The organism is Kocuria sp. p3-SID1428 (assembly GCF_025149945.1).
Lineage (GTDB): Bacteria > Actinomycetota > Actinomycetes > Actinomycetales > Micrococcaceae > Kocuria.
The window spans coordinates 15,957-41,007 of record NZ_JALXVH010000019.1 but is presented as its reverse complement, the minus strand read 5'-3'; the positions used below and the strand labels follow the sequence as shown (position 1 = coordinate 41,007).

Sequence of the window (25,051 nt, the reverse complement as noted above, 5' to 3'; positions counted from 1 at the left end):
GGGTTCAGCGGATCAGCGGGCTCAGGACGAGTACGCCGAGTTCTCCTCGACGTAGTCGTGGGTCAGGTCGTTGGTCCAGATCGTGGCCTCGTGGGGTCCGGCCTTCAGGTCGACGACGACCTCGACCTTCCGCGAGGAGGCCAGGTCCACGCCCTCGCGGGGATCGCCGATCATCCCGGCGCGGCAGACCATGACGCCGTTGATGGAGACGTCGAGCTCATCCGGGTCGAACTCGGCGTCGGTGGTGCCCACGGCCGAGAGAACCCGGCCCCAGTTGGGGTCGTTGCCGAAGATCGCGGTCTTGAACAGGTTGGAGCGGGCCACCGTGCGCGAAACGGCCTCGGCCTGGGCCACGGAGGCTGCGCCCGCCGTGGTGATGGTGATGTCGTGGGCCGCGCCCTCGGCATCGGTGATCAGCTGCTGGGCCAGGCTGTGGCACACCGCGGTGAGCGCGCGGGTCAGCTCGAGCTCCTCGGCGCTGACGCCGGAGGCGCCCGAGGCCATCAGGGTCACGGTGTCGTTGGTCGACATGCAGCCATCCGAATCGGCGCGGTCGAAGGTCGCCGCACAGGCCTCGCGCAGGCTGCGCTGCAGGACCTCAGAGGCGACCTCGGCGTCGGTGGTGAGCACCACGAGCATGGTGGCCAGGCCAGGGGCGAGCATCCCGGCGCCCTTGGCCATCCCGCCCACGGACCAGCCCTCGGGGCTCGTGTGCGCGGCCTGCTTGGGCACGGTGTCGGTGGTCATGATCGCCCGGGCCGCGCGCAGACCGGCGTCGCCGTCTGCCGAGGCATCGGCCAGGACGTCGGGGATGCCGGCGCGCATGACCTCCATGGGCAGCTGCACGCCGATCAGTCCGGTGGAGCACACGAGGACATCGCCGGCGCCGATGCCCAGGGCCTGGGCGACCAGGTCGGCGGTCTCGTGCGCGGCCTGGAAGCCCTGCGGGCCGGTGCAGGCGTTGGCGCCGCCGGAGTTGAGGATCACCGCGCGAGCGCCGCCGTCGGCGACGACCTGGCGCGACCAGTGGACGGGGGCCGCGGCCACGCGGTTCGACGTGAACACGGCGGCGGCGGCCGCGCTGGGGCCGTCGTTGATCACGACGGCCAGGTCGTCGCCGCCGGAGGCCTTGAACCCGGCGGTCACGCCGCCGGCGCGGAATCCAGCGGCTGCGGTGACGCCGCGGGAGGTGTCGACGCTCAGCCCGGCTGCCGGGTCCTGGGAGGGGTGGACGGTGCTCACGGTGCGACTCCCTGCTGGGTCAGCCCGGTCTGCTCGGGCAGGCCCAGGGCGATGTTCATGGACTGCACGGCTCCGCCTGCCGTGCCTTTGACGAGGTTGTCCAGCGCGCAGCTGACGATCACGCGCCCCACGCGGGGGTCGAGCGCCACCTGGATCTGGACGTGGTTGGAGCCCAGGACGGCCTGGGTGGTGGGCCACTGCCCCTCGGGCAGCAGGTGGATGAAGGGCTCGTCCTGGTAGGCCTCCTCGAGTGCCCTCCGCACGGACTGCGCGTCCGCGCCCTGGGCGGCCCGGGCCGTGGCGGTCGTGAGGATGCCGCGCGGCATGGGCGCCAGGGTGGGGGTGAACGAGACGGCGACGTCGTCGCGGCCCGAGGCCCAGCCCAGCCCCTGCTCGATCTCCGGGGTGTGCCGGTGCACGCCGCCCACGCCGTAGGGCGACATGCCGCCCATGACCTCCGCGCCCAGCAGGTGCGGCTTCAGCGACCTGCCGGCGCCCGAGGTCCCGGAGGCCGCCACGATCACGATGTCCTGCAACTCGATCTGCCCCGCTGCCGCCAGCGGCGCCAGGGCCAGCTGCGAGCCGGTGGGATAGCACCCGGGGATCGCGATGCGGCTCGCCTTCGCCAGCCGCGAGCGCTGACGGGTGCCGTCCGGGGCCACCATCATCTCGGGCAGCCCGTACGGCCAGGTCCCGGCGTGGTCGCTGCCGTAGAACTGCTCCCACGCCTCGGCGGATTCGAGCCGGTGATCGGCCGCGGCGTCGATCACGATGGTCGACTCGGGCAGCTGGGCGGCGATCTCCGCCGAGGCGCCGTGAGGCAGGGCGAGCACGACGATGTCGTGCCCGGCCAGCTGCTCGAGGCTCGAGTCCGTGATGATCCGATCGGCCAGCCCGTGCAGGTGCGGCTGCAGCAAGCCCAGCCGCTGACCGGCGCTGGAGTGCGCCGCGACGGCGCCGATCTCCACCTGGGGATGCTGCATCAGCAGACGAAGCACCTCTCCCCCGGCGTAGCCGCTGGCTCCTGAGACTGCTGCGGTGAAGGTCATGCGAACACTCTACGCAAGATTATGCAGGTCTGTCGATATTTATGCATTCGGGGTGGCGTGGAGAGCTAGACTCGGCAGTCAGGATGCACCGATCCGAGATGAAGGAGACCAGCATGCGCGCCATCACCATCACGCAGACCGGCGGCCCGGAGGTCCTCACCGTCAGCGAGGTCGAGGATCCGGTCCCGGGACCCGGAGAGGTCCTGGTGCGCACCCGCCGCACCGGGGTCAACTTCATCGAGACCTATCAGCGCGAGGGCGTCTACGACGTCGAGCTGCCCTTCACCCCGGGCACCGAGGGCTGCGGCGAGATCATCGCCTTGGGCGAGGGCGTGGAGTCCCTGCAGGTCGGGCAGCGGATCACCACCTCACAGGGCCGGGCCACCTATGCCGAGAAGTTCGTGGTCGACGCCGATCGCGTGGTCGTGGTGCCCGATTCCGTCTCCGACGACGCCGCCGGCGCCCTGCCCCTGCAGGGCTTCACGGCGCACTACCTGACGCGCTCGACCTTCCCGGTCGGCCCGGAGACCACCGCGGTGATCACCGCGGCCGCCGGCGGTGTGGGTGGGGTGGCCATCCAGCTCATGAAGCGCCAGGGCGCCACGGTGATCGGACTGACCTCCAGCCAGGAGAAGGCCGACACGGCGCGCTCCCTGGGCGCGGATCACGTGCTGCCCTACGACGGCTTCGCCGATGCCGTCGAGCGGATCACCGACGGCCGCGGCGCCGACGTGGTCTACGACTCGGTGGGCAAGGCGACCTTCGACGAGTCCCTGGCCGCAGTCCACCTGCGCGGCACGGTCGTGCTCTTCGGCGGCTCGTCCGGCCAGGTCCCGCCGTTCGACCTGCAGCGCCTCAACGCCATGGGCTCGCTGTACGTGACCCGTCCGTCGCTCAACGCCTACATGCACACCGAGCAGGAGCGGCAGTGGCGCGCACGCGAGATGTTCGAGGCCATCGACGACGGCCTGCGGATCCGCGTGGGCGGCACCTACTCCCTCGACGACGCCGCCCAGGCGCACCGCGATCTCGCCTCGCGCAAGACCCAGGGGAAGCTGCTGCTGAGCCTCTGAAGACTCCTCCGCACGACGACGGGGCCGGGGCGATCGCGCGCTCGTCCCGGCCCCGTTGCTCTGCTCCCGGCGGTCTCAGCGCAGGCTGCGCCGGCGCAGGATGACTCCCCCGGCGATGCCCAGGCCCAGCACCAGCACGGATGCCGCGGCCAGCAGCCCGCCTCGCAGCTTCTGGGCGGACACGGACTGATCCGTGATGCCGCCGCCGAGCGAGCCGGCGTCGTCCGTGGCCAGGACCTGAAGCTCCCCGTCCTGGACGCCGAGCAGGACATCGACCTCCTGGTCGAAGTCGTCCACGGAGGTGCCACGGCCCTGGCCGCGGACCTCGACGGACTCGCCGGGCTCCGGTGTGTAGAGGTCCTTCAGGCCGCTGTCGAAGCGCTGGGCCGAGATCTCCTCGTCCTCCGGCAGCGTGATCGCGTACTTGGGATTGAAGGACTCCGCGTGCAGGTCGTGCGTCATGTCGGTGTAGGTGCCCGTGACCGCCCACGTCTCATTGGCCCAGCCCTGCAGCTGCTCCGCGCGCTGGAAGGACGAGTACGAGCTGATCGCCAGCACCAGGGCCAGGACGATGCCCAGCACGACCGCGATCACCGGAGGCCAGGTGGCACCTGCTTCCTCCGTCTCCTCGCGATCGCCCGCGCCGAGGTCCTCGAGCGGGTCGCCGTCGGGATCGGCATCCGTTCCCCCGCGCAGGGAGAAGGCATCGCGGAACGCGCTGGAGGCGCCGTCGCCGCGGCGACCGTTCTCCCGCAGCCGACGGCTGCCCTGGGACTCCCCGGCGAAGGGATCGGGGGTGTGCTCAGTGCTCATGAATCTTCTCCTCCCCCGCCGACGGGGGCCGGCTGCGGGGTGGTTCTCATCTGCTGCGGGGCTCTCGAAAATGGGGTGAGCGGGGCCCCGGCGCCGGGCGGCACGCGGAGCCCCCGCGGGGATCTCAACCGCGCAGGGCGGCGCCGTGGCGGGATTCGGCCAGCTCCACGGCAGCCGTGCGGGCCTGGGAGGCCTCCTCGGCGGTCAGCGTGCGATCCGGCGCCCGGAAGCGCATGGCCAGAGCCACGGACTTCTTGCCGGCCTCGATGTGCTCGCCCTGGTAGACGTCGAAGACGCGGACATCCTCCACCAGATCGCCGGCACCCTCGCGGACGGTGGACAGCAGCTCGGAGGCCGGCAGCGAGGCATCGACAACGAGCGCGACGTCCTGCGTGGCCGGGGTCTGCACACTGAGGATCTGCGCGGTGACAACGCCGGTGCGCGCCGCCTGGATCGCCGAGAGGTCCAGCTCCAGAGCGCTGGTGCGCTCGGGCAGGCCCTGCTGGGCGACCAGCTGCGGGTGCAGCTCACCGGCCGTGCCGACCACATCTCCCGAGGGCACGCGCAGCACAGCGGTACGGCCCGGGTGGAAGGCCTGATGGCGGCCCTGCTCGAGCGTGAGCTGCACGCCCAGGACGTCGCCGACCAGCCGAGCGGTATCGAGGGCGTCCTGCCAGCCCAGCGACCGCGCGTCGAGCCCCGGAGCGGGCAGGGCGTCGTCGCCGGCGAAGACCGCGGCCAGATGGCGCGGCTGCTGCGGGATGCCGCCGCGCAGGTCCTCGAGGGTCTGTGCGGAGGGCAGCTGCCCGACCGGCGGGATGCCGGCGGTGCCGAGCTGATCGTTCGGACGGAAGACCAAGCCGGATTCGAAGAGCTGCAGATCGCGGAAGCCGCGGGAGCGGTTGCGGTGCAGGATCTCGAGCATCCCCGGGATCAGCGAGGCCCGCAGGACACCCCGTGCCTCTGAGATCGGATTGGCCAGGCGGACCGAGGCCACCGGGGTCCCCGCCTCGGGGACGGCCCACAGCTCATTGTCCGCGGGTGCGACGAACGGGTAGGACAGCACCTCGGTGAGACCGGCGGCGGCCAGCGCGTCCAGGACGCGGCGTCGGCCGACCTGCTCGGTGCTCAGCCCGCGCCCGGGAGGTGCGACAGGCAGCCGCGACGGGATGCGGTCGTAGCCGTCCAGCCGAGCGATCTCCTCCGCCAGGTCCTCGGCTGCGACCAGATCGGGACGCCAGCTCGGCGGGGTGACGAGCCAGCCGTCCTCCAGATCGGCGCTCGGCTCGGCAGCGACCTCGGCCGCCGGGCTCAGCGTCTCGAGCGTGCAGCCGATCTCCTCGAGCAGGGACTCCACGCGCTCGGAGGAGTAGTCCACGCCCACCCGGCGGGCAGGGTAGTCCGCGCGCAGGCGGATGGGCTCCTGGACGGGCTGGTCTTCGGTGCGGACATCGCCGACCTCGGGACCGGCGGTGCCGCCGGCCAGCTCGACGAGCAGCTCGACGGCGCGCTCGGCGGCCGCGGCCTGCAGCTGCGGATCCACCCCGCGCTCGAAGCGCCGCGAGGCCTCCGAGGACAGCCGGTGGCGCCGAGCGGTGCGCGCGATCGAGACCGGGTCGAAGCGCGCGGCCTCGACCAGGACGTCGACCGTCTGATCGCCGACCTCGGCGAACTCGCCGCCCATGGTCCCCGCCAGGCCGATGGGCCCGGTGGCATCCGCGATCAGCAGGTCCTCGGGATCCAGCCCCCGGTCCTTGCCGTCGAGAGTCGTGAGCCGCTCCCCCTGCCGCGCCCGGCGCACCGTGATCGACTCGGCGACCCGGGAGAGGTCGTAGAAGTGCAGCGGCTGGCCGAGCTCCAGCATCACGTAGTTCGAGATGTCCACGGGCAGGCTGATCGAGCGCACCCCCGCCAGGCGCAGGCGCGCCGCCATCCACACCGGTGTGGGCCGGCTCGGATCGATCCCGCGCACCACCCGGGTGACGAACCGGCTGCAGCCCTCCTCGCCGTGGATCGGCGACTCATCGGCCAGCACGACGGGCACGGCGGACTCGGTCGGCTCGGGAGCGGCCTCGGCCAGGGCGATGACCGGATCCGCGAAGGAGGCCCCCACCGCGTGGCAGTACTCGCGGGCCATTCCGCGCATGGACAGCGCATAACCGCGATCCGGGGTGACGTTGAGATCGGCGGCCGACTCATCCAGGTGCAGCAGCTCGCGCACGTCCGTGCCGGGCTGCGGGTCCAGGCCCAGATCGCCGAGCACCAGGATGCCGTCGTGGTCATCGCCGATGCCCAGCTCGCGCGCGGAGGCGATCATTCCCGCTGAGGTGTGGCCGTAGGTCTTGCGCGGGCTGATGCGGAAGTCACCGGGCAGCACCGCCCCGGGCAGGGTCACCACGACCTTGTCGCCGACCTCGAAGTTGTGCGCGCCGCACACGATGCCCTGCACGCCGGAGGGGTCGATCCCCTTGCCGGTCAGGGTCTGCTCCTGACCCTCGGGCACCACCCGCACCAAGCACCAGTTCACGGTCTTGCCGTTGGAGTGCTTCTCGGGCTCCCGTGACAGGACCTGACCCACCACGATGGGCCCGGAGAGCTCGTCCCCGGGACGGATGACCTCCTCCTCCTCGAAGCCGACGGAGACCATGGTCTCCAGCAGCTGCTCGGCGGTGGCTTCCTCGGGCAGCGGCGCGAACTCGCGCAGCCAGGACAGCGGAACCCGCATCTCAGACCTCCATTCCGAAGTGCTGGCTGAATCGGATATCGCCCTCGACCATGTCGTGCATGTCGGGGACCCCGTTGCGGAACATCAGCGTGCGCTCGATGCCCATGCCGAAGGCGAAGCCCGAGTAGAGCTCGGGATCCACGCCGGCGGCGCGCAGCACGTTGGGGTGGACCATGCCGCAGCCGCCCCACTCGATCCAGCGCGGGCCGCCCTGTGCCTGCGGGTGCCACACGTCCATCTCGGCGGACGGCTCCGTGAACGGGAAGAAGTTGGGGCGCAGGCGGATGCGGGCCTCCGGGCCGAACATCTGCCGCGCGAAGTGCTCGAGCGTGCCTTTCAGATCCGCCATGGTCAGGCCCCTGTCCACGGCCAGGCCCTCGACCTGGTGGAAGACGGGGGTGTGGGTGGCGTCGAGCTCATCGGTGCGGAACACCCGGCCCGGAGCCACCACGTAGACGGGCAGCTCGCGCGAGAGCAGGGCGCGCATCTGCACGGGAGAGGTGTGCGTGCGCAGGACCAGGTGCGCCTCCGGCGGGTCCACGAAGAACGTGTCCTGCAGCTCGCGGGCAGGGTGGTCCGGCTTGAAGTTCAGGGAGTCGAAGTTGAACCACTCGGACTCGACCTCGGGGCCGTCGGCCACCTCCCAGCCCATGCCCACGAAGATGTCCTGCGCGGTCTCCATCATGGCGCTGAGCGGATGACGACCGCCCAGACGCCGACGGCTCCCGGCGGCGGTGACGTCCACGGCCTCCTCGACCAGGATGCGCTCGGCGCGCTCGGCCTCCAGGACCTCGGTGCGCTGGGACAGGGCCTTGTTCACGCGGCCGCGCGCCTGGCCCATGAGCTTGCCCGCGGCGGCCTTCTGGGACTTCTCGAGGGAGCCGATGCTCCGGTTCGCCAGCGCCAGGGGCGAGCGGTCGCCGGCGTGGGCCAGGCGCACCGCCTTGAGCTCGTCGAGATCCGCAGCCGCCTCGACGGCGGTCAGGGCCTCGTCCACGGCGCGGCCGACGGCCTGCTCATCCGTGGGGTCGAATTCCGCGACGGTCGGGGTCTCGGCCTGACCGTTCGGGGTCTCGGCCTGGGCTGCGGCAGAGGGCGCCTGCTGAGGCCCGCCCCCCGGTGTGCTCTCAGACATGTGCGACAGGTGCCTTCGCTCTCGGGTGCGGTTCATGGGCCCAGCGCCAGCGCGCGGGCGGTGCAAGTCTAGTCCCCGACGGGCCATCGCCCGTCCCGGAGCGCGCGGCCTGTGGATGAGGCGCGGTCGGCGCCGATTCAGCCGTCAAGGTGGCGCCGGATGCCGTCAAGGATCGGCAGGTCCGCCGGGATCCACGGCAGCGACTCGGCCTCCGGGAAGCCCTCCACCGGCTGCGCGCCGATGCGGACCCAGCGCAGCTCGAGGTGATCCGCGCCCTCGGGCTGGCGGCCCGTGCCCAGAGCGCCGACGGCCGCCTCGGGCCCCGCCGCGTGCGTCGTGCCCGGCTCGGCCTCCGGGGCATCCGGGGCGTCGTCCTCCGCAGTCCCGACGACGACGGCCGTCCACACCCGCATAGCGGCGGTCTCGCTGAGCGGCCAGCCCTGCCGGTGCGGGCCGGGGATCTCGTGGAGCAGGCGGATCCGCACGCCCAGCTCCTCGCGGCACTCCCGGTGCAGCGCCTCCTGCGCCGTCTCCCCCGGCTCCTGCTTGCCTCCGGGCAGCTCCCACAGCCCGCGCAGGGACTCGGGATAGGCCCGCTGGGCTGCGAGCAGCCGCTGAGGCCGCTGCGGATCATCCAGCAGCGCGGCGGCGACGACCTGGGTGCGGAAAGACCGCTCGTCGTCGTGCGGGAGGCTCATGCCCCGTCCCTGTCGATGCGGCGCTGGGCGCGGGCGGAGGCGTAGAGGCACAGGGTGGCGGCGGTCCCCACGTTGAGGGACTCGGCGGCCCCGTGCAGAGGCACCGCCACGCGGTGGGAAGCCAGGGCCTTCTCCTGCTCGGAGAGCCCCTGCGCCTCATTGCCGAACAGCCATGCCGTGGGCCGCGACAGCTCGGCGGGCGCCTCGCGACCGGTGGCCGAGGCGTCCTGCAGCGCATCCAGGTCCAGGGCGCCGTAGCCGTCGGCGGCCAGGATCTGCAGATCTGCGCCCTCGGCATCGCTGCCCGCGAAGCCGATGAGCTCGTCCGGGTCCAGACCCGTGAGCACCGGCAGGTGGAACAGGGACCCGGCGGTCGAGCGGACCACCTTGGGATTGTGCAGATCGACCGATCCAGCAGTGAGCACCACGGCGTCCGCCCCTGCGGCATCCGCGGCGCGCAGCACGGTACCGGCGTTGCCGGGATCCTGCACGCGGCACATGATCGCGACCAGGCGCGGACGGCGCTCAGCGACCTGGGCCCAGCGCGGCTCTGAGATCCGGCACACGGCCAGCACGCCCTGCGGGTGCTCGGCATCCGACATGGCCGCCAGGACCTCATCGGAGACCAGGCGCACGAAGACCCGCGGGGACCCCTCGGACTGGAGCACGCGCTCCACGAGCTGGTCGATATCCGGATGGCGACCCAGCGCGTGCTCGGTGATGTAGAGGGCATCGATCACCCCGTCGCGGGCAGACGGCACGAGGGCGTCGAACTCCCCCAGGTGCGCGCGCAGGGCCTCGCGGACGCACTGCGGCCCTTCTGCGAGGAATCGCCCCGCCCTGGAACGCGCAGAGCGCCTCGCCAGTCCCGCGACCGATCGCACCCGGTCGGAACCGGGATTGATCAGCGCGGAGTCGGCGAGGCGCTGCGCGATGCTCACGCTCGAGACGCGATCAGGCCGCGTCGGAGCGCGGAGCGGAGGTGTCCGCGGGCAGGTTCTTCTTGGCGATCTCGACGAGCGCGTTGAACGCGGGGGCGTCGTTGACGGCCAGCTCGGCCAGCATGCGGCGATCGACCTCGACCTCAGCGGCCTTCAGGCCCTGGATGAAGCGGTTGTAGGTCAGGCCCTGAGCGCGCGCGGCAGCGTTGATGCGCTGGATCCACAGCCGGCGGAAGTCGCCCTTGCGGGTGCGGCGGTGATCGTAGTTGTAGGTGTACGAGTGGAGGACCTGCTCCTTGGCCTTGCGGTACAGGCGCGAGCGCTGGCCGCGGTAGCCGGAGGCCATCTCCAGGGTCGTACGACGCTTCTTCTGGGCGTTGAGCGCCCTCTTCACACGTGCCACGTGTGTGCTCCTTCGGTGCGGGAGCGACTCTTCCCGGTCGTGGCCAGGGGTCGCTCGGTGTTCAGGGGTGCTGCGGCAGAGCCGTCAGCGCAAGTGCTTGCGAAGTGCTGGAGCCGCTTCAGCGGCCGAGCATCTTCTTGACGACCTTGGCATCGCCCGGGGCCACGATCTTGTCGCCGGCGAGGCGACGGGTCAGGCGCGAGGACTTGTGCTCCAGGTAGTGGCGGCGGTTGGCCTGCTGGCGCTTGACCTTGCCCGAACCCGTGATCTTGAAGCGCTTCTTGGCACCCGAGTGGGTCTTCATCTTCGGCATGGTGGGCCGTCTCCTTGCTGTCGGTCTCACCGCTGTCGCGGTGCGCCGCCTCGAGGGCGGCCTGGTCTGGGTCGTCGACTGGGTGAGCCGACGACTCCGCGGTCACCGACCCGATCCCGTCCTGCGGGATCGGGTCGAAGCTTTCATGTCAGTCCAGCGGGGTCACTGCCCCGGCTTGGGCGCTCCGCCCGGCTTGGGTCCGCCGCCCGGCTTGGGCGCCGTTCCCGGCTTGGGGGCGGGCCTGGGAGCAGAGCCGGGGGTCGGGCCTCCCGACGGGCGCGGCGCCGGTCGGCCCGCACCGCCTGCCGGGCGAGGCGAGCCGCCCTGCCCGGAGCGCTGCGGAGCCGAGGCAGGACGCGGCGTGCCGGAGCTCGAACGCGGAGGCCGCGACGAATCCGAGCCGCTGCGCGGGCCCGACGACGACGGACGCCCGCCGCCGCTGGGGCGCGAGGACGATCCGGACTCCGGGCGAGCCGAGGAGGGCCGCCCCGACCCGCCGGAGGGACGACCGCCGCGATCGTTCGAGCGGGGTCCCCCGCCCTGGCGTCCGCGACCGCCGCCGCGCGGCTCGCGCTTGTCCTCCTTGGGCAGCACGACGGGCGGCTGGTCCTCGGAGACCTTCAGGGGCGGAGCACCCTCCGGCACCTCGAACTTGGCCGAGGCCAGCGCACGCAGCTCCTCGGGGATGGACTCCCCGATCGAGCTGCCGCCCACGGGCAGCGGGTTCTCGGCATCGCCGGTGGCCGGAGCGCCGGACTCGCGTGCATCGCGCTCGCGATCACGGCGGGAGGACTTCACCTTCGAGGGAAGGCGGCTGTCCTCATCGGACTCGGCCTCCTTGGCGCGGCGGGCAGCCGACTTGGCCTCCGACTTGGTCTTCAGCGGCCCGAGGACCATGACCATGTTGCGGCCGTCCTGGCGCGGGCTGGACTCGACCTGGCCGAACTCCTCCAGGTCCTCGGCCAGCTTGCCGAGCAGGCGGACGCCCATCTCCGGGCGCGACTGCTCGCGGCCGCGGAACTGGATCATGGCCTTGACCTTGTCGCCCTCTGACAGGAAGCGCTTGGCGTGCCCGACCTTGGTGTCGTAGTCGTGGTCATCGATCTTCAGGCGGAACCGAACCTCCTTGAGGCTCGTGTTCGACTGATTCTTGCGCGACTCGCGCGCCTTCATCGCCGCCTCGTACTTGTACTTGCCGAAGTCCATCAGCTTGGCGACGGGCGGCTTGGCGGTGGGGGCGACCTCAACCAGATCCAAATCGGATTCACGGGCCAGTCGCATGGCGTCCTCGACGCGGACGATGCCGACCTGCTCGCCCGCCGGCCCGACAAGGCGGACCTCGGGGACGCGAATCTTCTCATTGATGCGTGGATCGCTGATGCTCTGCTCCTGAGATAGTCGTGCCGGTCTGATCCGGCGATCTGCGGCGACGGATCCCGAGCCGTGCTCGAGCTCCGCACCCTGGTGCGGATGGCAACGAAAAAGCCTCCGCTGCCCAGGGCAAGCGGAGGCTGAGGCGTCACGACCGGAAGCACCGGTCCCCCGAGTGAACGGGGCCGCCGAGAACAGGTGACCTGCGCGGCGCGGACGCTGCTGCGTCATCTTGACCCGGAGACCCGGTCGATCCTCAGGATCGCGGTCCGCGCGGGTGGGAGTCGCCTCCACTTGCACACTGCGGAACAGCATACACCAAAACCCGCTGTCGAGACAGGGCAATGGGGCTGCGCGGCGCTCTCGGTCGATCCCGTCTCGACTCCCCGGGGAACCGAGCACGATCCCTTCAGCCATCGACCGGCCGGAACCTCACCGGTTCCGCATCGACCGGCCTCATCCTCCCCGGTTCAGCGCTGAGACGGTGAGGAATGGGCCAGTCGATGGGGCAGACGTGAGGAATCGGCCCGTCGATCGGGAGGATGGGGATGCGGAGCTCAGGCAGCGGGACCGGTCTCGCCGACGTGAGTGACCGCCGGGTGCACTTAGGCTGTGGGCATGACTTCTCAGAGCACCTTCCGCTTCGACGGCGCCCCGGACGACGACGCCCCCGCTTCGGCCGAGCAGAGCGCCCCGGAGCACGCACGGCCGCAGCACGACGGCCACGACCATGCCGAGTCCCAGCACGCGGGCAGCCCGCTGAGCCAGGAGACCCTGGATGCCGTCTCCCAGCAGGTGCGGGACATCGCCGAGGTCCCCGCCATCGAGGTCATCACGACTTCTGCCGTGCACCTCATGTCCGCCGCCGCCGTGAAGTGCGGCCTGGCCGAAGGCCCGGATGCCGAGGCGCTCAAGGACCTCGACGAGGCCCGCAGGCTCATCACGGCGCTGGCCGGCTTCGTCACCGCCGCAGCCCCGGAGATCGGTTCGCAGCACGCCGGACCGCTGCGCGACGGCCTGCGCACCCTGCAGCTGGCCTTCCGCGAGGCCTCTGTCTACCCGGACAAGCCCGGGCAGGGCCCCGGCGAGAAGTTCACCGGACCCGTCTACGCCTGACGGGTCGCTGCGGCCGCCTCAGACCTCGAGGGTCTCCAGCGAGACCTCGAGGCTGTCGACCCGCTCCGCGATTACGGTGTGCTGGGAGAGCCGGTCCTGGAAGGCCTGCACCAGGCCGTCGAGCTGTCGCTGATCCAGACCCGGCAGCAGCTCGAGCACGGCGGTGAGCTCCGGGCCCTCTCCGCCGCCGGGAACCGTCCCTCCGCCCTCGAGCGGGGTGTCCACACCCCGACCTCGGCGCACGTGGGCTCCCGCCACGCCGGGAAGTCCGAGCGCTGCGTCGAGCACCGCGCGCGAGACCTCCCGGGAGTCGTAGCTCGGGGTCCACGCGAGTCCCTGAGCGATGGCCCACAGAGCGGGGCGGCGCACCACGAACGGCGCTGCGGCACCGGGATTCAGCACGAGCATCTGGGCGCTGTCCTGGACCGCGGCCAGCGCTGCGCGACGGGCGTCGGCTGCCACCGGCCGCGCCTGGCGGTGCCACTGGGTGAGATCTGTCTCCGAGCCGAAGACCGGCTGCACGCTGCGGCCGCCGCGCGAGCTCAGCCGCACCAGGGCCATGTCCGCCTCCTTGTCGGCCACCAGTCCGTCGTCGGTGAGCGTGCTGGCGGAGACCTCGGCGACCACGGGGACGAAGATCCGGGCGGCGGCCAGTGCGGCGACGACCTGAGCCTCGTCCGCCTCCCCGCGTGAGCGCGCGGCCAGCGCCGAGCCCAGTGCGGTGTCGACCTCGCCGGTATCGCCCGGGAAGAGATGGCCGTGGCCGTGCTCCAGATCCCGGCCCTTCCAGGGCTGTCCCCCGGTGTCGGTCTCCCCACCGGCCGAGCGCAGCTGCGCCTGGATGTGCGCGGGCAGCTCGCGCGCCGGTCCGGAGGGCTTCTGGCGGTAGTCGTGCGGCTGGGAGTCGCTCACCGGATCAGGACCCCGGGCGTCCCGCGACGTCCAGGGCCTGCTCGAGCGTGAAGCGCCCGGCATAGAGGGCCTTGCCCATGATGGCGCCCTCCACGCCCGAGCCGACCAGGCGGCGCAGCGCAGCGATGTCCTCGAGCGAGGCGATGCCGCCGGAGGCCACGACAGGCTTGCCCGTGCGCTCGGCCACCTGCTGCAGCAGCTCGACGTTCGGGCCCTTCAGCGTGCCGTCCTTGGTGACGTCGGTGACCACGTAGCGGGAGCAGCCGTCGGCCTCCAATCGCTCGAGCACCTCCCAGAGATCCCCGCCCTCCTGGGTCCAGCCGCGAGCGGCCAGCGTGGTGCCGCGCACATCCAAGCCCACGGCGATGACGTCGCCATGCTCGGCGATGACCCGACGAGTCCACTCGGGGTCCTCGAGGGCTGCGGTGCCCAGGTTGATCCGGGCCGGCTCGAGCGACAGCGCGCGCTCGAGGGAGGTGTCGTCGCGGATGCCGCCGGACATCTCGACCTTCAGCGACAGAGACTGGGCCACGCGAGTGAGGACGTCGATGTTGTCCCCCGTGCCGAAGGCGGCGTCGAGATCGACCAGATGCAGCCACTCGGCACCTGCGTCCTGCCAGGCCTGAGCGGCCTCGAGCGGGTCGCCGTAGCCGGTCTCGGAGCCGGACTCGCCCTGCACGAGGCGAACGGCCTGGCCTGCGCGGACATCCACCGCGGGCAGCAGCTCCAGGCGCGGGCCGGTCTGCTCGGCGGGGTGCGTGTTCTCGGTCATTGCTCTCCTCAGGTCGATCTCGGGTGTCTGCGGGGCGCAGGCTCAGCTGCGGCTGCCGGTGTACCAGGCGAAGGCGCCGTAGATGATCAGGGCCGCTGCGCAGACGCCCATGATCACGACGGTGTAGCGCGGGAAGCCCTGCTTGTGGAACGAATAGGTGCCTCCGGCCAGGAAGGCTCCCAGCGCCATGACGATGACCGCCCAGCTCATGCTTCGGCCTGGGTCTCGTGCTCGGCCAGAGCGGCGTCCAGTCGCCCCGTGCGGGGAAGGGTCTCCAGCCAGTTGCGCAGCAGCTGGATCCCGGCCCGGCCCGACTTCTCCGGGTGGAACTGCGTGGCCGACAGCGGACCGTTCTCCACGGCGGCGATGAACGGCCCGCCATGGCGCGACCAGGTGACCTGCGGCGGGAGCATGTGCTCGCTGTTCTGCTCGAAGTCCCAGCGCTGCACGCCGTAGGAGTGCACGAAGTAGAACCGTTCCTCGACCACTCCGCGGAACAGCACCGTGGACTCCGGCGGCTCGACCGTGTTCCAGCCCATGTGGGGCACGACCGGGGCCTGTAGCCGCTCGACGACACCGGGCCACTGCGCGAGCCCCTCGGTCTCCACGCCGTGCTCGACACCGCGGTCGAACAGCACCTGCAGGCCGACACAGATGCCCAGCACGGGGCGTCCGCCCATCAGGCGGCGCTCGATCAGGCGCACCGCGCCGATCTCACGCAGGCCGTCGGCCACAGCCTGGAACGCGCCCACGCCGGGGACCAGGAGGCCGTCGGCGCCCAGGACCAGATCGGGGTCCCGGGTCAGCAGGACACGGGCCCCGGCCTCCTCGAGCGCACGCACGGCCGAGCGGACGTTGCCCGCTCCGTAGTCGAGCACGACGACCGACGGCGCAGCCGAGGCCGGCGCCTCCGGCACCGGCTCCCCCACGGTGTGCGGTGCGGGAATCGTGCGGCCCTTCTCATCGATCCCGTCCTCCGGGCGGCGGATCACAGCGCGCCCTTGGTCGAGGGGATGCCGGTGACGCGCGGGTCCGGCTCGACGGCGGCGCGCAGCGCGCGCGCCAGCGCCTTGAACTGGGCCTCGACGATGTGGTGCGGATCCCGTCCGCGCACCAGCTCCATGTGCAGGCAGATCCCGGCGTGGTGGGTCAGCGACTCGAAGACGTGCTGGGTCATGGAGCCGGTGAAGTGCCCGCCGATCAGGTGGTACTGCTGGCCTTCGGGCTCGCCGGCATGCACGCAGTACGGTCGCCCGGAGACGTCGACGACGGCGTGGGCCAGGGCCTCGTCCAGCGGCACGGAGGCCTCGCCGAAGCGTGCGATCCCGCGCTTGTCGCCGAGGGCGGTGCGCAGGCACTCGCCGATCACGATCGCGGTGTCCTCCACGACGTGGTGGACGTCGATGTGGGTGTCGCCGGTGGCCTGGACCGTCAGGTCGATCAGCGAGTGCTTGGACAGCGCCGTGAGCATGTGGTCGTAGAACGGCACGCTGGTCGAGATCGAGTGCTGGCCGGCGCCGTCCAGGTTCAGCTCGACGCGGATGCTGGACTCCGAGGTGACGCGCTCAAGCGAGGCGGTGCGGGGGCTGTCGGTCGCTGCGGTGGTGGGCTGATCGCTCACGGTGGGGCCTCCTGCGGCGGGATGGGGTTTCAGTGCCGGGCCGACGCTCTCTGACGTCGGCGGCGTGCTGTTCAGCGGGCTGCGGGGTCCTGATCGGCGGGAGCAGTGCCCTCGAGGTGCGCTCGGATGCCATCGAGGAACGCGGTGGTCTCCTCCTCGGTGCCGGCGGTGACGCGCAGGTGCCCGGGGATGCCGACGTCGCGGATCAGGACACCTCGATCCAGCAGGTCCTGCCACAGCGCGGGGGCCTCGATGCCGCCGCCGAAGAACACGAAGTTGGAGTCCGACTCCGCCGGATCCAGCTCCAGCCGCTTGAGCTCATCGACGATCCGGTCGCGCTGCATGCGGATCTCGGCAACGTCGGCGAGCAGCGTGGTGCGATGACGCAGCGCGGCCAGCGCAGTCGCCTGGGTCACGGCGGAGAGGTGATACGGCAGGCGCACCAGGCGCACGGCGTCGGCGATCTCCGGGGCGGCGGCGAAATAGCCGATCCGCGCACCGGCCAGGGCGAAGGCCTTGGACATGGTGCGGCTGACGATCAGGCGCGGGCGATCCGCGAGCAGGCGCAGCGCCGTGCGCTCCGGGAAGCGGGAGAACTCGGCATAGGCCTCATCGACCACCACCACGGTGTTCGACTCCTCACCGGCGCGATAGACGGCATCGACGACGTCGTCCTCCAGGGCGGTACCCGTGGGGTTGTTGGGCGAGCACAGCAGCACGATGCTCGGCCGGTGCTCGCGGACCTGGGCGGCGGCAGAGTCGGCACTGAGCGTGAAGTCCTCTGCGCGCGTTCCGGGGATGAACTCCGAGTTGGTGCCCGCCGCGAGCAGCGGATACATGGAATAGGAAGGCACGAAGGCCAGCACGCGCCGACCAGGGCCACCGAAGGCCTGCATCAGCTGCTGGAGGATCTCATTCGAACCATTGGCGGCCCAGAGGTTGTCCTCTCCCAGGCCGTGGCCCAGGTACTCGGCCAGCTCCCGGCGCAGCTGCGTGAACTCGCGGTCCGGATAGCGATTGAGGGTGCCCACGACCTGCGAGACCTCGGCGACGATGGCGTCCTGGACGTCCTGCGGCACCGGATGCGTGTTCTCGTTGGTGTTCAGGGCGATGGGAACGTCGATCTGCGGGGCTCCGTACGGCGACTTGCCGCGCAGATCGCTGCGCAGGGGCAGCGAGGCGAGCCGTTCGGCCCGCGAGGCGCCCTCGGTGCTGGGTGTCGGGCTCTGAGAAGTCACCGGGACAGTCTACGAGTCCTCGGCGCGGCATGGAGCATCGATCGGATGCCCCAGGCCCGCACCGGCTCCGTCATGCCGCAGGGACCAGCACCCGCTGCCCCGGCGAGACCTGGGCGGAGTCGAGATCGTTGAGCTCGACGATCTGCAGGACGACGTCACGGGTGTCGCGCTGCGGCTCAGCCTGCTGTGCGACCTCCCAGAGGCTCTGGCCGGGCTGAACGGTCACGGATTCGACCCCGGGCCCCTGGGCCGGCTCGGTACCGGCGCTCACCTGGGACGGTGCGATCAGCACGACCAGCAGCGCGGCAGCCGCCAGCACGCCCAGCATGGTCGGCAGGCCGATCAGCAGGAGCCGCCCACGGCGGGTCAGCTTCAGGGGCGCAGAAGGGGTCGGCTCGGAAGCAGCGGCCACAGAGGGCTCCACCGCGGGCAGAGGCCGGGTGCGCGGAAGATCGGCACGACCGCCCGCGATGACACGCAGGGAAGGGCGGCGCCCGTCCGCTTCCGCGATCCGAGTCCGCGGGCGCCGGCGCAGGGCCGGCACGGCCGCGGAGAGCTCCTGGGTGAAGGCCCGGCCCCCGCTGCGCAGGGCGCCGACCAGGGGGATGCTGCCGCTGGAGGGCGAATGCGACAGGACAGCTGAGCTGATCACGGACATGGGATGCACTCCTTGGAGCCGAGGGACGGATGATGACAACCGGGGCGGGTGGTGGCCGCCTCCGTGTTCGAACCCCGCACCCACTGGCGATCGACTTTGGCCGATCCTCGAATACGTGTTCGAACCTCTTTCGAACATTTCTAGCACCTGCGTACGACTCGTGTCGAGACACGATCGAACAGATGTTTGAAGGTGACGTCCGGCTCACGTAACCTCATCCGAAAGGTCCGTGCAGGTCGGACGACCGGTGAACATCCCCTGGCGGAAGTTCGCGGATGAGTCAACGCAACCGGTCAGACAGCACAAGGCGGACGGTGCAGCGCGAGCGCACCGGGCAGCCGTCGAGACCCGGTACGCAGCGCACCCGGCGCTGCGCATGCGCCCATCAAGGGAAGACGAGGACGGACATGGCAGCCAGCGGCACCGGTCGCACGCAGCGCAGCTCAGGCGGGACCGCCCGATCTGCGGGCTTTGAGTCCTCGCGGCGCAAGGGGCTGACCCCTCGCCAGCGCACCATCCTGGAGGTCATCCAGCGCGCCGTCGCCGCCCACGGCTACCCGCCGTCCATGCGCGAGATCGGCGACCTGGTGGGCCTGAAGTCGCTGTCGAGCGTGACCCATCAGCTCAATCAGCTCGAGCGGCAGGGCTACTTGCGCCGCGATCCCAAGCGCCCGCGCGCCCTCGAGGTCCTGGTCCCCCTGCACCTTCTCGGCGATCCGGAGCCAGAGACCGCCTCCGTCGCCGGCGAGGGCTCGGGTTCCGCCGAGGCCCCGACCCGCGAGAGGGACGACGACCTCCCGGCGGTCCCGTCGGTCGGCTCCGCGGACGTCTCCTTCGTGCCGCTCGTGGGTCGGATCGCCGCCGGCGCCCCGATCACCGCCGAGCAGCAGATCGAGGACCGCATGGCGCTGCCGCGCCAGCTCACCGGCCACGGGGAGCTGTTCATGCTGCGGGTCTCCGGAGACTCCATGATCGACGCCGCCATCTGCGACGGCGACTGGGTTGTGGTCCGGGCCCAGGCCACCGCCGAGAACGGCGAGATCGTCGCCGCCCTGCTCGACGACGAGGCCACGGTCAAGACCTTCCGCCAGCGCGACGGCCACACCTGGCTGCTGCCGCAGAACTCCCAGTACGAGCCGATCCTGGGCGATCACGCCACGGTGATGGGCAAGGTCGTCTCGGTGCTGCGCAGCCTCTGAGATCCGACCCCGCTGCGGCGGCGCACCGGAGAAGTCGGTGCTCGGATGACCCTGGGGGCACGGCTCAGCGCCGCCCGGACCGGCTCAGTCCCGGCCGTGCAGCCTCTCCAGGGCGGAGACGACCGTCTTCCGATCGGTCGTCGTCCACAGGGGAGGCAGGCTCGCGCGCAGAAACCCGCCGTAGCGCGCCGTGGCGATCCGCGAATCCAGCACCGCCACCACGCCGCGATCGCGCGTGGAGCGGATCAGCCGCCCGGCTCCCTGTGCCAGGCGCACAGCCGCGTGGGTGGCCGAGATCGCCATGAATCCGTTGCCCCCGCTCTCGGCCACGGCCCGCGTGCGAGCGGTGGACAGGGGATCATCCGGGCGCGGGAACGGGATGCGGTCGATCAGCACCAGGCGGCACGAGTCGCCGGGGACGTCGACGCCCTGCCACAGCCCCATGGTCCCGAACAGCGAGGTGTCCGGCTCCTCGGCGAACTGCGAGACGAGTGCGGAGAGCGTGGACTCGCCCTGGCACAGGATCGTCAGCCCGGTGCGCTCGCGCACCACCTCGGCGGCCTCCTCGGCGGCTCGCCGCGAGGAGAACAGGCCCAGGGCTCCGCCGCCGGAGGCCTCGAGCAGGTCCTGGATCTCCTGCAGCATCCCCTCGGAGAGCTGGCGCCCCGGCTTGTCCAGGTGCTTCGCCATGTAGAGGATCCCCTGGCGCGGGTAGTCGAAGGGGCTGCCGACGTCGATGCCGTCCCATTTCGGTGCACCCGAGCCCTTGAGGCCCAGGTCCCCGGCCACGGCGTCGAAGGACTCCCCCACCGTCAGAGTGGCGGAGGTCAGCACGACCGTGCGGCCCTCGAACAGGCCCTCGCGAAGGCGCCCGCCCACGTTCAGCGGGGCGATGCTCAGCGTCGCCGGATCGGAGTCATCGGCCGGAACGTAGCCGCGACCGGGCTCCCAGCCGCCCTGGCGCGAGAGCCACAGCACCTCGCGCGCCTCCTGCGCGCCGAGCAGCCGCTCCGCGAGCTCGAGGGTCTCGCTGAGCCGCGAGCGCGTCATCTGGCGCCCGCCGTCGGTGTCGCGGCCGCCGTCCTTCGACTCGGGCTTGGTCTCCGACAGGGCGGTGCGCGCCGCCTCTCGGATCCTGGAGACCGCCTGGGCCATGGGCGCGGACAGCCCGCGGGCCAGCAGCTCGGCCGGCACGCCCTCGAGCGCCTTCTCGAGGGCCTCGGCCCCCGACTGCAGCTCCTCGTGCTTGGCCGTGGTGTGCTTGCGCACCGAGGCGGCGACCGAGCGCACCGTGGCCGCGGACATGGCCCCGGAGACTGCTCCGGTCACCCGGTCGCGCAGCTCGTGGGCCTCGTCCACGACGACGACGTCGTGCTCGGGAAGGACCTGGATGGACTCGAACGCGTTGATCGCCAGCAGCGCGTGATTGGTGATGATGATGTCCGCCTCGGCCGCCCGGGCCTTGGCCAGCTCGGCGAAGCAGCTCTCCACGAGCGGGCAGCTGCGGCCCAGGCACTCCCGTGCCGAGACGGAGACCTGCCGCCAGGCGGCGTCGGTGACTCCCGGGGAGACGTCGTCCCGGTCGCCGGTGTCCGTGACCTCGGCCCATTCGCGCAGGCGCTTGACCTCCTGGCCGAGCCTTCCGGCCCGGGAGCTCACACCGGGCGAGGGATGCGGGCCGTCGTCGGGCATGGTGAACAGAGCCCCGCCCTCGTCCTCGGGGTAGCCGCCCTCGATCTTGTGCAGGCAGGCGTAGTTGCTGCGGCCCTTGAGCAGCGCGACCTCGAGATCCTCCGGCAGCTCCTCCGAGAGGACATCGAGCAGTCGGGGGACGTCGCGCGCGACCACCTGGGACTGCAGCGCGAGCGTGGCCGTGGCGACCACCACGGGGCGCTCGGCCGTGCGCGCGTGCTGGACCAGTGGAGTCAGGTAGGCCAGCGACTTGCCGGTGCCCGTTCCGGCCTGGACGAGCAGGTGGCGGTTCAGCTCGAGGGCCTCGGCCACCTTGCCCGCCATGAGCCGCTGGCCGTCGCGGCGCTGACCGCCCAGGGCCTCGACCGCGGTGTCCAGCAGATGCAGGGCATCGGCTCCGCCGGGCAGCGACTCCGGGCGGACATCGACGACGGGCCGGCCTGCGGCGTCTCGGAAGGACGTGCTGGATCCCGCCACGCTCAGCGCGCCTCCGCCCCGGAGACCGTCTGCTCGGCGGGATCCTCCGCGGTCTTGGTGTCCGTGCCGTCTCCGGCGATGCCCTGCCCGAACTGGGCGGCGTCCTGCCAGATATAGCGCTGCAGCTCGCCTGCCAGGTCCTCGCGCACCTTCACGAGCAGGTGGGTGCCCTCTTCCAGGTACTCGGTGCGCAGGATCTCGGCGTCCCAGCCGTGCAGACGGGAGACGATGTCGCCGTCCGTGTACGGCACCAGCAGATCCAGCACATGATCCGGACGCGGGATGGCCTCGGCGACGCGCTGCTTGAGCTCGTCGATCCCCTCGCCCGTGCGCGCCGAGACCACCACGACGTCTCGGTGGGTGTTGCGCATCCGCTGCACCACGTAGGGGTCAGCGGCATCGGCCTTGTTCAGGGCGATGATCTCCGGCAGATCCAGGGCCTCGATGTCCGCCAGGACCTCGTGGACCGCGCGGATCTGGCCTTCGGGATCCGGGTGGGAGGCATCGACCACGTGGACGATCACATCCGAATCGGCGACCTCCTCGAGCGTGGAGCGGAAGGCCTCGACCAGCTGCGTGGGCAGCGAGCGCACGAACCCGACCGTGTCCGAGAGCGTGTAGCCGATGCCGTCCGGCGTCTGCGCCTTGCGGACGGTGGGGTCCAGGGTGGCGAACAGCGCGTTCTCCACGAGCACGCCCGCATCCGTGAGCCGGTTGAGCAGCGAGGACTTGCCCGCGTTCGTGTACCCGGCGATCGCCACGGAGGGCACGGAATTGCGGCGGCGGTTCATCCGCTTGGCCTCGCGCGAGGGCTTCATGGCGGCGATCTCGCGTCGCAGCTTGGCCATGCGCGCGCGGATGCGGCGGCGGTCCATCTCGATCTTGGTCTCACCAGGTCCGCGCGAGCCGATGCCCTCGCCGCCCGCGGCGCGACCGCCCGCCTGGCGCGAGAGGCTCTCGCCCCAGCCGCGCAGGCGGGGGAGCATGTACTCGAGCTGGGCGAGCTCGACCTGGGCCTTGCCCTCCTTGGACTTGGCGTGCTGGGCGAAGATGTCCAGGATCAGGCCGGTCCGGTCGATCACCTTGACCTTGACGACGTCCTCCAGGGCGCGACGCTGGGACGGGGCCAGCTCCTCATCCACGACGACGGTGTCCGCCCCGGTGGCGGCCACGATGTCCTTGAGCTCCAGGGCCTTGCCCGAGCCGAGGTAGGTCGCCGGGTCCGGGTTGGTGCGGCGCTGGATGATGCCGTCGAGGACCTCGGAGCCGGCGGTCTCTGCCAGGGCTGCCAGCTCGCGCAGGGAGTTCTCGGCCTCGGAGGCCGGTCCCGTGGTCCACAGTCCGGCGAGCACGACCTTCTCCAGGCGCAGCTCGCGGTACTCGACCTCGGTGATGTCCTCGAGCTCGGTGGACAGGTTCGCCACACGGCGCAGCGACTGGCGCTCGGAGAGCTCCAGCTGCTCGCCGTCGGCGTCCGTGTGCACGGATCTCCCGGCGAGCTCGCGGGCGCGGCCGCTGAGGACGTCGCGGCGCCCGGTGCCTGCCGGATCCTCTGCGGCCGGCTCCGGGGTCTCCGCGGCGGAATCGGGCTGGCCGTCCTGGTCACGACGCTGCTGGGCGCGCGAGAGCACCCGAGCGACGACGTCCTCGAGCTGCTGATCGGTGGGCGTGGTGCCGGTGGGCTCGGCAGCGCGGTCGGAGCTGTGGGTCATGGATCCTTTTCGAATGGTCTGAAGTGCCGTGCGAGGTCCCGCGGAGCGAGGACGCAGAGGCTCGATCAAGGGTATAGCGCACCGCGGACGCGGATTGTTCCGCGACGGCTCCGGTGGAAGGCCTCCGCGTCGGCCCGGTGAGCGCCGCCGTCAGCAGCGAGCAGCCTGCCCCTACCATGGACCCCATGTCCGAGACCCCTGGCGCCCACTACTTCACGACCCCGCAGGACGAGGAGCGCCGCTCGCGGATCCGCGTGGAGTTGCGCGGGAGAGAGGTCACCGTCGAGACCGCCGGCGGGGTGTTCTCCCCCAAGGGCCTGGACAAGGGCACCGCGATCCTGCTCGAGGAGGTCCCCGATCCGACCGGGACGCAGCTGCTGGATCTGGGCTGCGGCTGGGGCCCCGTGGCGATCGCCATGGCGCAGTCGGCGCAGACCGGTGCGCGCGTGACCGCCGTGGACGTCAACGACCGCTCCCTGGGACTGACCCGCGACAACGCCGCGGCTGCCGGACTCAGCGGTGTGGAGGCGCTGCGCCCGGAGGAGGTCCCCGGCGACCGGCGCTACGACACGATCTGGACGAATCCCCCGATCCGCATCGGCAAGGACGCCCTGCACGAGCTGCTGCTGCTGTGGCTGCCTCGACTGGCCGACGGCGGCACCGCGTGGCTGGTGGTGCAGAAGAACCTGGGGGCCGACTCCCTGCAGTCCTGGGTCGCCGACGCCCTGCCGCAGGCCGCCGAGGGCCTCTGGACCGTGCGCCGGGAGGCCACCTCCAAGGGCTTCCGCATCCTCACGGTCTCCCGAGGCTGAGCGGGACGCCCCGTGTCCCGTCGGCAGAAGGGGCCCGATGCGCGAGTCGCCCCGCCGCTGCCCTCGGCCTCAGGCGAAGACCCCCCGCGCCACGATCTCGGCAGGCCCGGCCAGCACCACGTGCTCAGCTCCGCCCGGCCCGGCCACGAAGGTCGCCGAGACGATGCCGCCGGGGACCTGCACCAGGTACTCATCCGGTGCCGAGGCCCCGGCCCAGAACCGGGTCGCAGCAGCGGCCGCGCAGGCGCCGGTCCCGCAGGACTGTGTCTCCCCCGCACCGCGCTCGTGGACGCGCAGGCGCAGGCGGCCGATGCCGTCTCCCTCGTCGTCGCCCGGGACCACGAACTCGACGTTCGTGCCCTCCGGCGGGACGGGCCGGACCTCCGGCTCGGTCCACAGCTGCAGGTGATCGAGCTTCTCGCCCTCGGCCAGGGCCACCACGGTGTGCGGGTTGCCCATGGTGATCGAGACGCCCGGGCGCGGGACCTTCAGGCCCTGTGCCGTGACGACGGCATCGGAACCTCGCTCGCGCGCCCGATCGCCGTCGATGAAGCCCCACGGCCCCATGTCCACGGCGAAGCCGTCGGCAGTTGCCGCAACGGTCTTGAGACCGCCGCGCGTGCCGATGCGCAGCATGGCGCCCTCGCCCAGCTCCACCAGCCCCTGCTGCAGCAGCGCCCGGACGAACACTCGCACGCCGTTGCCGCACATCTCGGCGATCGAGCCGTCGCCGTTGCGGTAGTCCATGAACCACTCGGCCGATGGGTCCTGCTCGAGCAGCTCGCGGCCCTCGGGCAGAGCGGCCGAGCGGACGATGCGGATGAAGCCGTCGCCGCCGATCCCCCGATGGCGGTCGCAGGCCAGCCGGACGACGTCGTCGCCCAGCAGCAGCTGCCCCTCCGGATCGGCGACGAGCACGAAGTCGTTGCCCGTGCCGTGGCCCTTGAGGAACTCCATCCCGCTGAGCTCGCCGAAGACCGACGGCGCCTCCTGCGCTGCGGCGGTCCCGGAGGCCGTCTCTGTGGTGGTCTCGGCAGTCACGGGGTCGTCCTCCTGGGTCGGTGTGCGGGCGTCCACCC

The 25,051-nt window shown here is 71.7% G+C and carries 24 protein-coding genes; 4 read left to right on the top strand and 20 right to left on the bottom strand.

Features of this window, described 5'->3' with window-relative positions:
• Positions 1-21: 21 nt before the first annotated feature.
• Positions 22-1,242: a bifunctional glutamate N-acetyltransferase/amino-acid acetyltransferase ArgJ gene (gene argJ / locus M3E84_RS05950; RefSeq protein ID WP_259895282.1), complete on the bottom strand. Its 1,221-nt coding sequence runs from the start codon at positions 1,240-1,242 to the stop codon at positions 22-24.
• On the bottom strand, positions 1,239-2,291 hold the full coding sequence (gene argC, locus M3E84_RS05945; protein WP_259895281.1) for an N-acetyl-gamma-glutamyl-phosphate reductase: 1,053 nt from the start codon (positions 2,289-2,291) through the stop codon (positions 1,239-1,241). Before argC ends, argJ begins: the two co-directional genes overlap by 4 nt.
• A gap of 113 nt (positions 2,292-2,404) precedes the next feature.
• Here argC and M3E84_RS05940 point away from each other — a divergent pair, with 113 nt between their 5' ends.
• On the top strand, positions 2,405-3,364 hold the full coding sequence (locus M3E84_RS05940; protein ID WP_259895279.1) for a quinone oxidoreductase: 960 nt from the start codon (positions 2,405-2,407) through the stop codon (positions 3,362-3,364).
• A gap of 75 nt (positions 3,365-3,439) precedes the next feature.
• On the opposite strand, the gene M3E84_RS05935 is transcribed toward M3E84_RS05940, so the two are convergent.
• The 8 genes from M3E84_RS05935 to infC form a co-directional block, all read right to left on the bottom strand.
• A complete protein-coding gene (locus tag M3E84_RS05935) occupies positions 3,440-4,177 on the bottom strand; it encodes a hypothetical protein (RefSeq protein WP_259895277.1) in 738 nt (245 codons plus the stop codon).
• A 124-nt stretch (positions 4,178-4,301) separates the two neighbouring features.
• Positions 4,302-6,902 carry a phenylalanine--tRNA ligase subunit beta gene (gene pheT, locus M3E84_RS05930; RefSeq protein WP_259895275.1) on the bottom strand — a complete coding sequence of 867 codons (2,601 nt, stop codon included), beginning with the start codon at positions 6,900-6,902 and terminating at the stop codon, positions 4,302-4,304.
• Position 6,903: 1 nt separating this feature from the next.
• Positions 6,904-8,037: a phenylalanine--tRNA ligase subunit alpha gene (gene pheS / locus M3E84_RS05925; RefSeq protein ID WP_259895274.1), complete on the bottom strand. Its 1,134-nt coding sequence runs from the start codon at positions 8,035-8,037 to the stop codon at positions 6,904-6,906.
• 137 nt (positions 8,038-8,174) lie between these two features.
• The gene (locus M3E84_RS05920; RefSeq protein WP_259895272.1) at positions 8,175-8,735 is read right to left on the bottom strand and encodes an NUDIX domain-containing protein; all 561 of its coding nucleotides are present in this window, start codon (positions 8,733-8,735) and stop codon (positions 8,175-8,177) included.
• Positions 8,732-9,676, bottom strand: a complete 945-nt coding sequence (locus M3E84_RS05915) for an RNA methyltransferase (RefSeq protein ID WP_259895270.1) — start codon at positions 9,674-9,676, stop codon at positions 8,732-8,734. Before M3E84_RS05915 ends, M3E84_RS05920 begins: the two co-directional genes overlap by 4 nt.
• A gap of 13 nt (positions 9,677-9,689) precedes the next feature.
• Positions 9,690-10,079, bottom strand: coding sequence for a 50S ribosomal protein L20 (gene rplT / locus M3E84_RS05910; RefSeq protein WP_259895268.1), 390 nt, complete (start codon positions 10,077-10,079; stop codon positions 9,690-9,692).
• Positions 10,080-10,197: 118 nt separating this feature from the next.
• Complete coding sequence (gene rpmI / locus M3E84_RS05905; RefSeq protein WP_006214522.1) at positions 10,198-10,392, bottom strand: 50S ribosomal protein L35; 195 nt, start codon at positions 10,390-10,392, stop codon at positions 10,198-10,200.
• A 162-nt stretch (positions 10,393-10,554) separates the two neighbouring features.
• A complete protein-coding gene (gene infC, locus M3E84_RS05900) occupies positions 10,555-11,757 on the bottom strand; it encodes a translation initiation factor IF-3 (protein ID WP_259895303.1) in 1,203 nt (400 codons plus the stop codon).
• 624 nt (positions 11,758-12,381) lie between these two features.
• Between infC and M3E84_RS05895 the strand changes: the two genes are divergently transcribed.
• Positions 12,382-12,879: a DUF1844 domain-containing protein gene (locus M3E84_RS05895; protein ID WP_311200441.1), complete on the top strand. Its 498-nt coding sequence runs from the start codon at positions 12,382-12,384 to the stop codon at positions 12,877-12,879.
• Between the two features lie 18 nt (positions 12,880-12,897).
• On the opposite strand, the gene M3E84_RS05890 is transcribed toward M3E84_RS05895, so the two are convergent.
• From M3E84_RS05890 to M3E84_RS05860, 7 genes are all read right to left on the bottom strand, one after another.
• Positions 12,898-13,791: an SseB family protein gene (locus tag M3E84_RS05890; RefSeq protein ID WP_259895267.1), complete on the bottom strand. Its 894-nt coding sequence runs from the start codon at positions 13,789-13,791 to the stop codon at positions 12,898-12,900.
• Between the two features lie 4 nt (positions 13,792-13,795).
• A complete protein-coding gene (gene priA, locus M3E84_RS05885) occupies positions 13,796-14,563 on the bottom strand; it encodes a bifunctional 1-(5-phosphoribosyl)-5-((5-phosphoribosylamino)methylideneamino)imidazole-4-carboxamide isomerase/phosphoribosylanthranilate isomerase PriA (protein ID WP_259895265.1) in 768 nt (255 codons plus the stop codon).
• A 42-nt stretch (positions 14,564-14,605) separates the two neighbouring features.
• The gene (locus M3E84_RS05880; RefSeq protein WP_259895263.1) at positions 14,606-14,773 is read right to left on the bottom strand and encodes a hypothetical protein; all 168 of its coding nucleotides are present in this window, start codon (positions 14,771-14,773) and stop codon (positions 14,606-14,608) included.
• Entirely contained in the window at positions 14,770-15,510 is a 741-nt protein-coding gene (hisH, locus tag M3E84_RS05875; protein WP_396415571.1) for an imidazole glycerol phosphate synthase subunit HisH, read from the bottom strand. The genes M3E84_RS05880 and hisH overlap by 4 nt, the downstream gene beginning before the upstream one ends.
• Before the next feature lie 41 nt (positions 15,511-15,551).
• The gene (gene hisB, locus M3E84_RS05870; RefSeq protein ID WP_259895261.1) at positions 15,552-16,184 is read right to left on the bottom strand and encodes an imidazoleglycerol-phosphate dehydratase HisB; all 633 of its coding nucleotides are present in this window, start codon (positions 16,182-16,184) and stop codon (positions 15,552-15,554) included.
• Positions 16,185-16,255: 71 nt separating this feature from the next.
• Positions 16,256-17,422: a histidinol-phosphate transaminase gene (locus tag M3E84_RS05865; protein ID WP_259895259.1), complete on the bottom strand. Its 1,167-nt coding sequence runs from the start codon at positions 17,420-17,422 to the stop codon at positions 16,256-16,258.
• 70 nt (positions 17,423-17,492) lie between these two features.
• On the bottom strand, positions 17,493-18,080 hold the full coding sequence (locus tag M3E84_RS05860) for a LysM peptidoglycan-binding domain-containing protein (RefSeq protein WP_259895257.1): 588 nt from the start codon (positions 18,078-18,080) through the stop codon (positions 17,493-17,495).
• Positions 18,081-18,487: 407 nt separating this feature from the next.
• On the opposite strand from M3E84_RS05860, the gene lexA reads away from it, so the two are divergent.
• Positions 18,488-19,279, top strand: coding sequence for a transcriptional repressor LexA (lexA, locus tag M3E84_RS05855; protein ID WP_259895256.1), 792 nt, complete (start codon positions 18,488-18,490; stop codon positions 19,277-19,279).
• Between the two features lie 84 nt (positions 19,280-19,363).
• On the opposite strand, the gene M3E84_RS05850 is transcribed toward lexA, so the two are convergent.
• Positions 19,364-21,448 (bottom strand): ATP-dependent DNA helicase, encoded by a 2,085-nt coding sequence (locus M3E84_RS05850; protein WP_311200440.1) that lies wholly within the window; start codon positions 21,446-21,448, stop codon positions 19,364-19,366.
• Between the two features lie 2 nt (positions 21,449-21,450).
• Positions 21,451-23,160: a GTPase HflX gene (gene hflX / locus M3E84_RS05845; protein WP_259895254.1), complete on the bottom strand. Its 1,710-nt coding sequence runs from the start codon at positions 23,158-23,160 to the stop codon at positions 21,451-21,453.
• A 176-nt stretch (positions 23,161-23,336) separates the two neighbouring features.
• Here hflX and M3E84_RS05840 point away from each other — a divergent pair, with 176 nt between their 5' ends.
• Complete coding sequence (locus M3E84_RS05840) at positions 23,337-23,972, top strand: class I SAM-dependent methyltransferase (RefSeq protein ID WP_259895252.1); 636 nt, start codon at positions 23,337-23,339, stop codon at positions 23,970-23,972.
• Between the two features lie 69 nt (positions 23,973-24,041).
• Here M3E84_RS05840 and dapF read toward each other — a convergent pair whose 3' ends face one another.
• Complete coding sequence (gene dapF / locus M3E84_RS05835) at positions 24,042-25,049, bottom strand: diaminopimelate epimerase (protein ID WP_396415570.1); 1,008 nt, start codon at positions 25,047-25,049, stop codon at positions 24,042-24,044.
• Positions 25,050-25,051 lie beyond the last annotated feature (2 nt).

What these genes read in the sequence shown, in the direction of transcription:
- hflX (WP_259895254.1), bottom strand. Translation starts at nt 23,160, where the DNA reads ATGACCCACAGCTCCGACCGCGCTGCCGAGCCCACCGGCACCACGCCC.
- M3E84_RS05880 (WP_259895263.1), bottom strand. Translation starts at nt 14,773, where the DNA reads ATGAGCTGGGCGGTCATCGTCATGGCGCTGGGAGCCTTCCTGGCCGGA.
- rpmI (WP_006214522.1), bottom strand. Translation starts at nt 10,392, where the DNA reads ATGCCGAAGATGAAGACCCACTCGGGTGCCAAGAAGCGCTTCAAGATC.
- M3E84_RS05935 (WP_259895277.1), bottom strand. Translation starts at nt 4,177, where the DNA reads ATGAGCACTGAGCACACCCCCGATCCCTTCGCCGGGGAGTCCCAGGGC.
- M3E84_RS05840 (WP_259895252.1), top strand. Translation starts at nt 23,337, where the DNA reads ATGGACCCCATGTCCGAGACCCCTGGCGCCCACTACTTCACGACCCCG.
- M3E84_RS05860 (WP_259895257.1), bottom strand. Translation starts at nt 18,080, where the DNA reads ATGTCCGTGATCAGCTCAGCTGTCCTGTCGCATTCGCCCTCCAGCGGC.
- pheS (WP_259895274.1), bottom strand. Translation starts at nt 8,037, where the DNA reads ATGTCTGAGAGCACACCGGGGGGCGGGCCTCAGCAGGCGCCCTCTGCC.
- M3E84_RS05895 (WP_311200441.1), top strand. Translation starts at nt 12,382, where the DNA reads ATGACTTCTCAGAGCACCTTCCGCTTCGACGGCGCCCCGGACGACGAC.
- M3E84_RS05940 (WP_259895279.1), top strand. Translation starts at nt 2,405, where the DNA reads ATGCGCGCCATCACCATCACGCAGACCGGCGGCCCGGAGGTCCTCACC.
- priA (WP_259895265.1), bottom strand. Translation starts at nt 14,563, where the DNA reads ATGACCGAGAACACGCACCCCGCCGAGCAGACCGGCCCGCGCCTGGAG.
- pheT (WP_259895275.1), bottom strand. Translation starts at nt 6,902, where the DNA reads ATGCGGGTTCCGCTGTCCTGGCTGCGCGAGTTCGCGCCGCTGCCCGAG.
- argC (WP_259895281.1), bottom strand. Translation starts at nt 2,291, where the DNA reads ATGACCTTCACCGCAGCAGTCTCAGGAGCCAGCGGCTACGCCGGGGGA.
- M3E84_RS05920 (WP_259895272.1), bottom strand. Translation starts at nt 8,735, where the DNA reads ATGAGCCTCCCGCACGACGACGAGCGGTCTTTCCGCACCCAGGTCGTC.
- lexA (WP_259895256.1), top strand. Translation starts at nt 18,488, where the DNA reads ATGGCAGCCAGCGGCACCGGTCGCACGCAGCGCAGCTCAGGCGGGACC.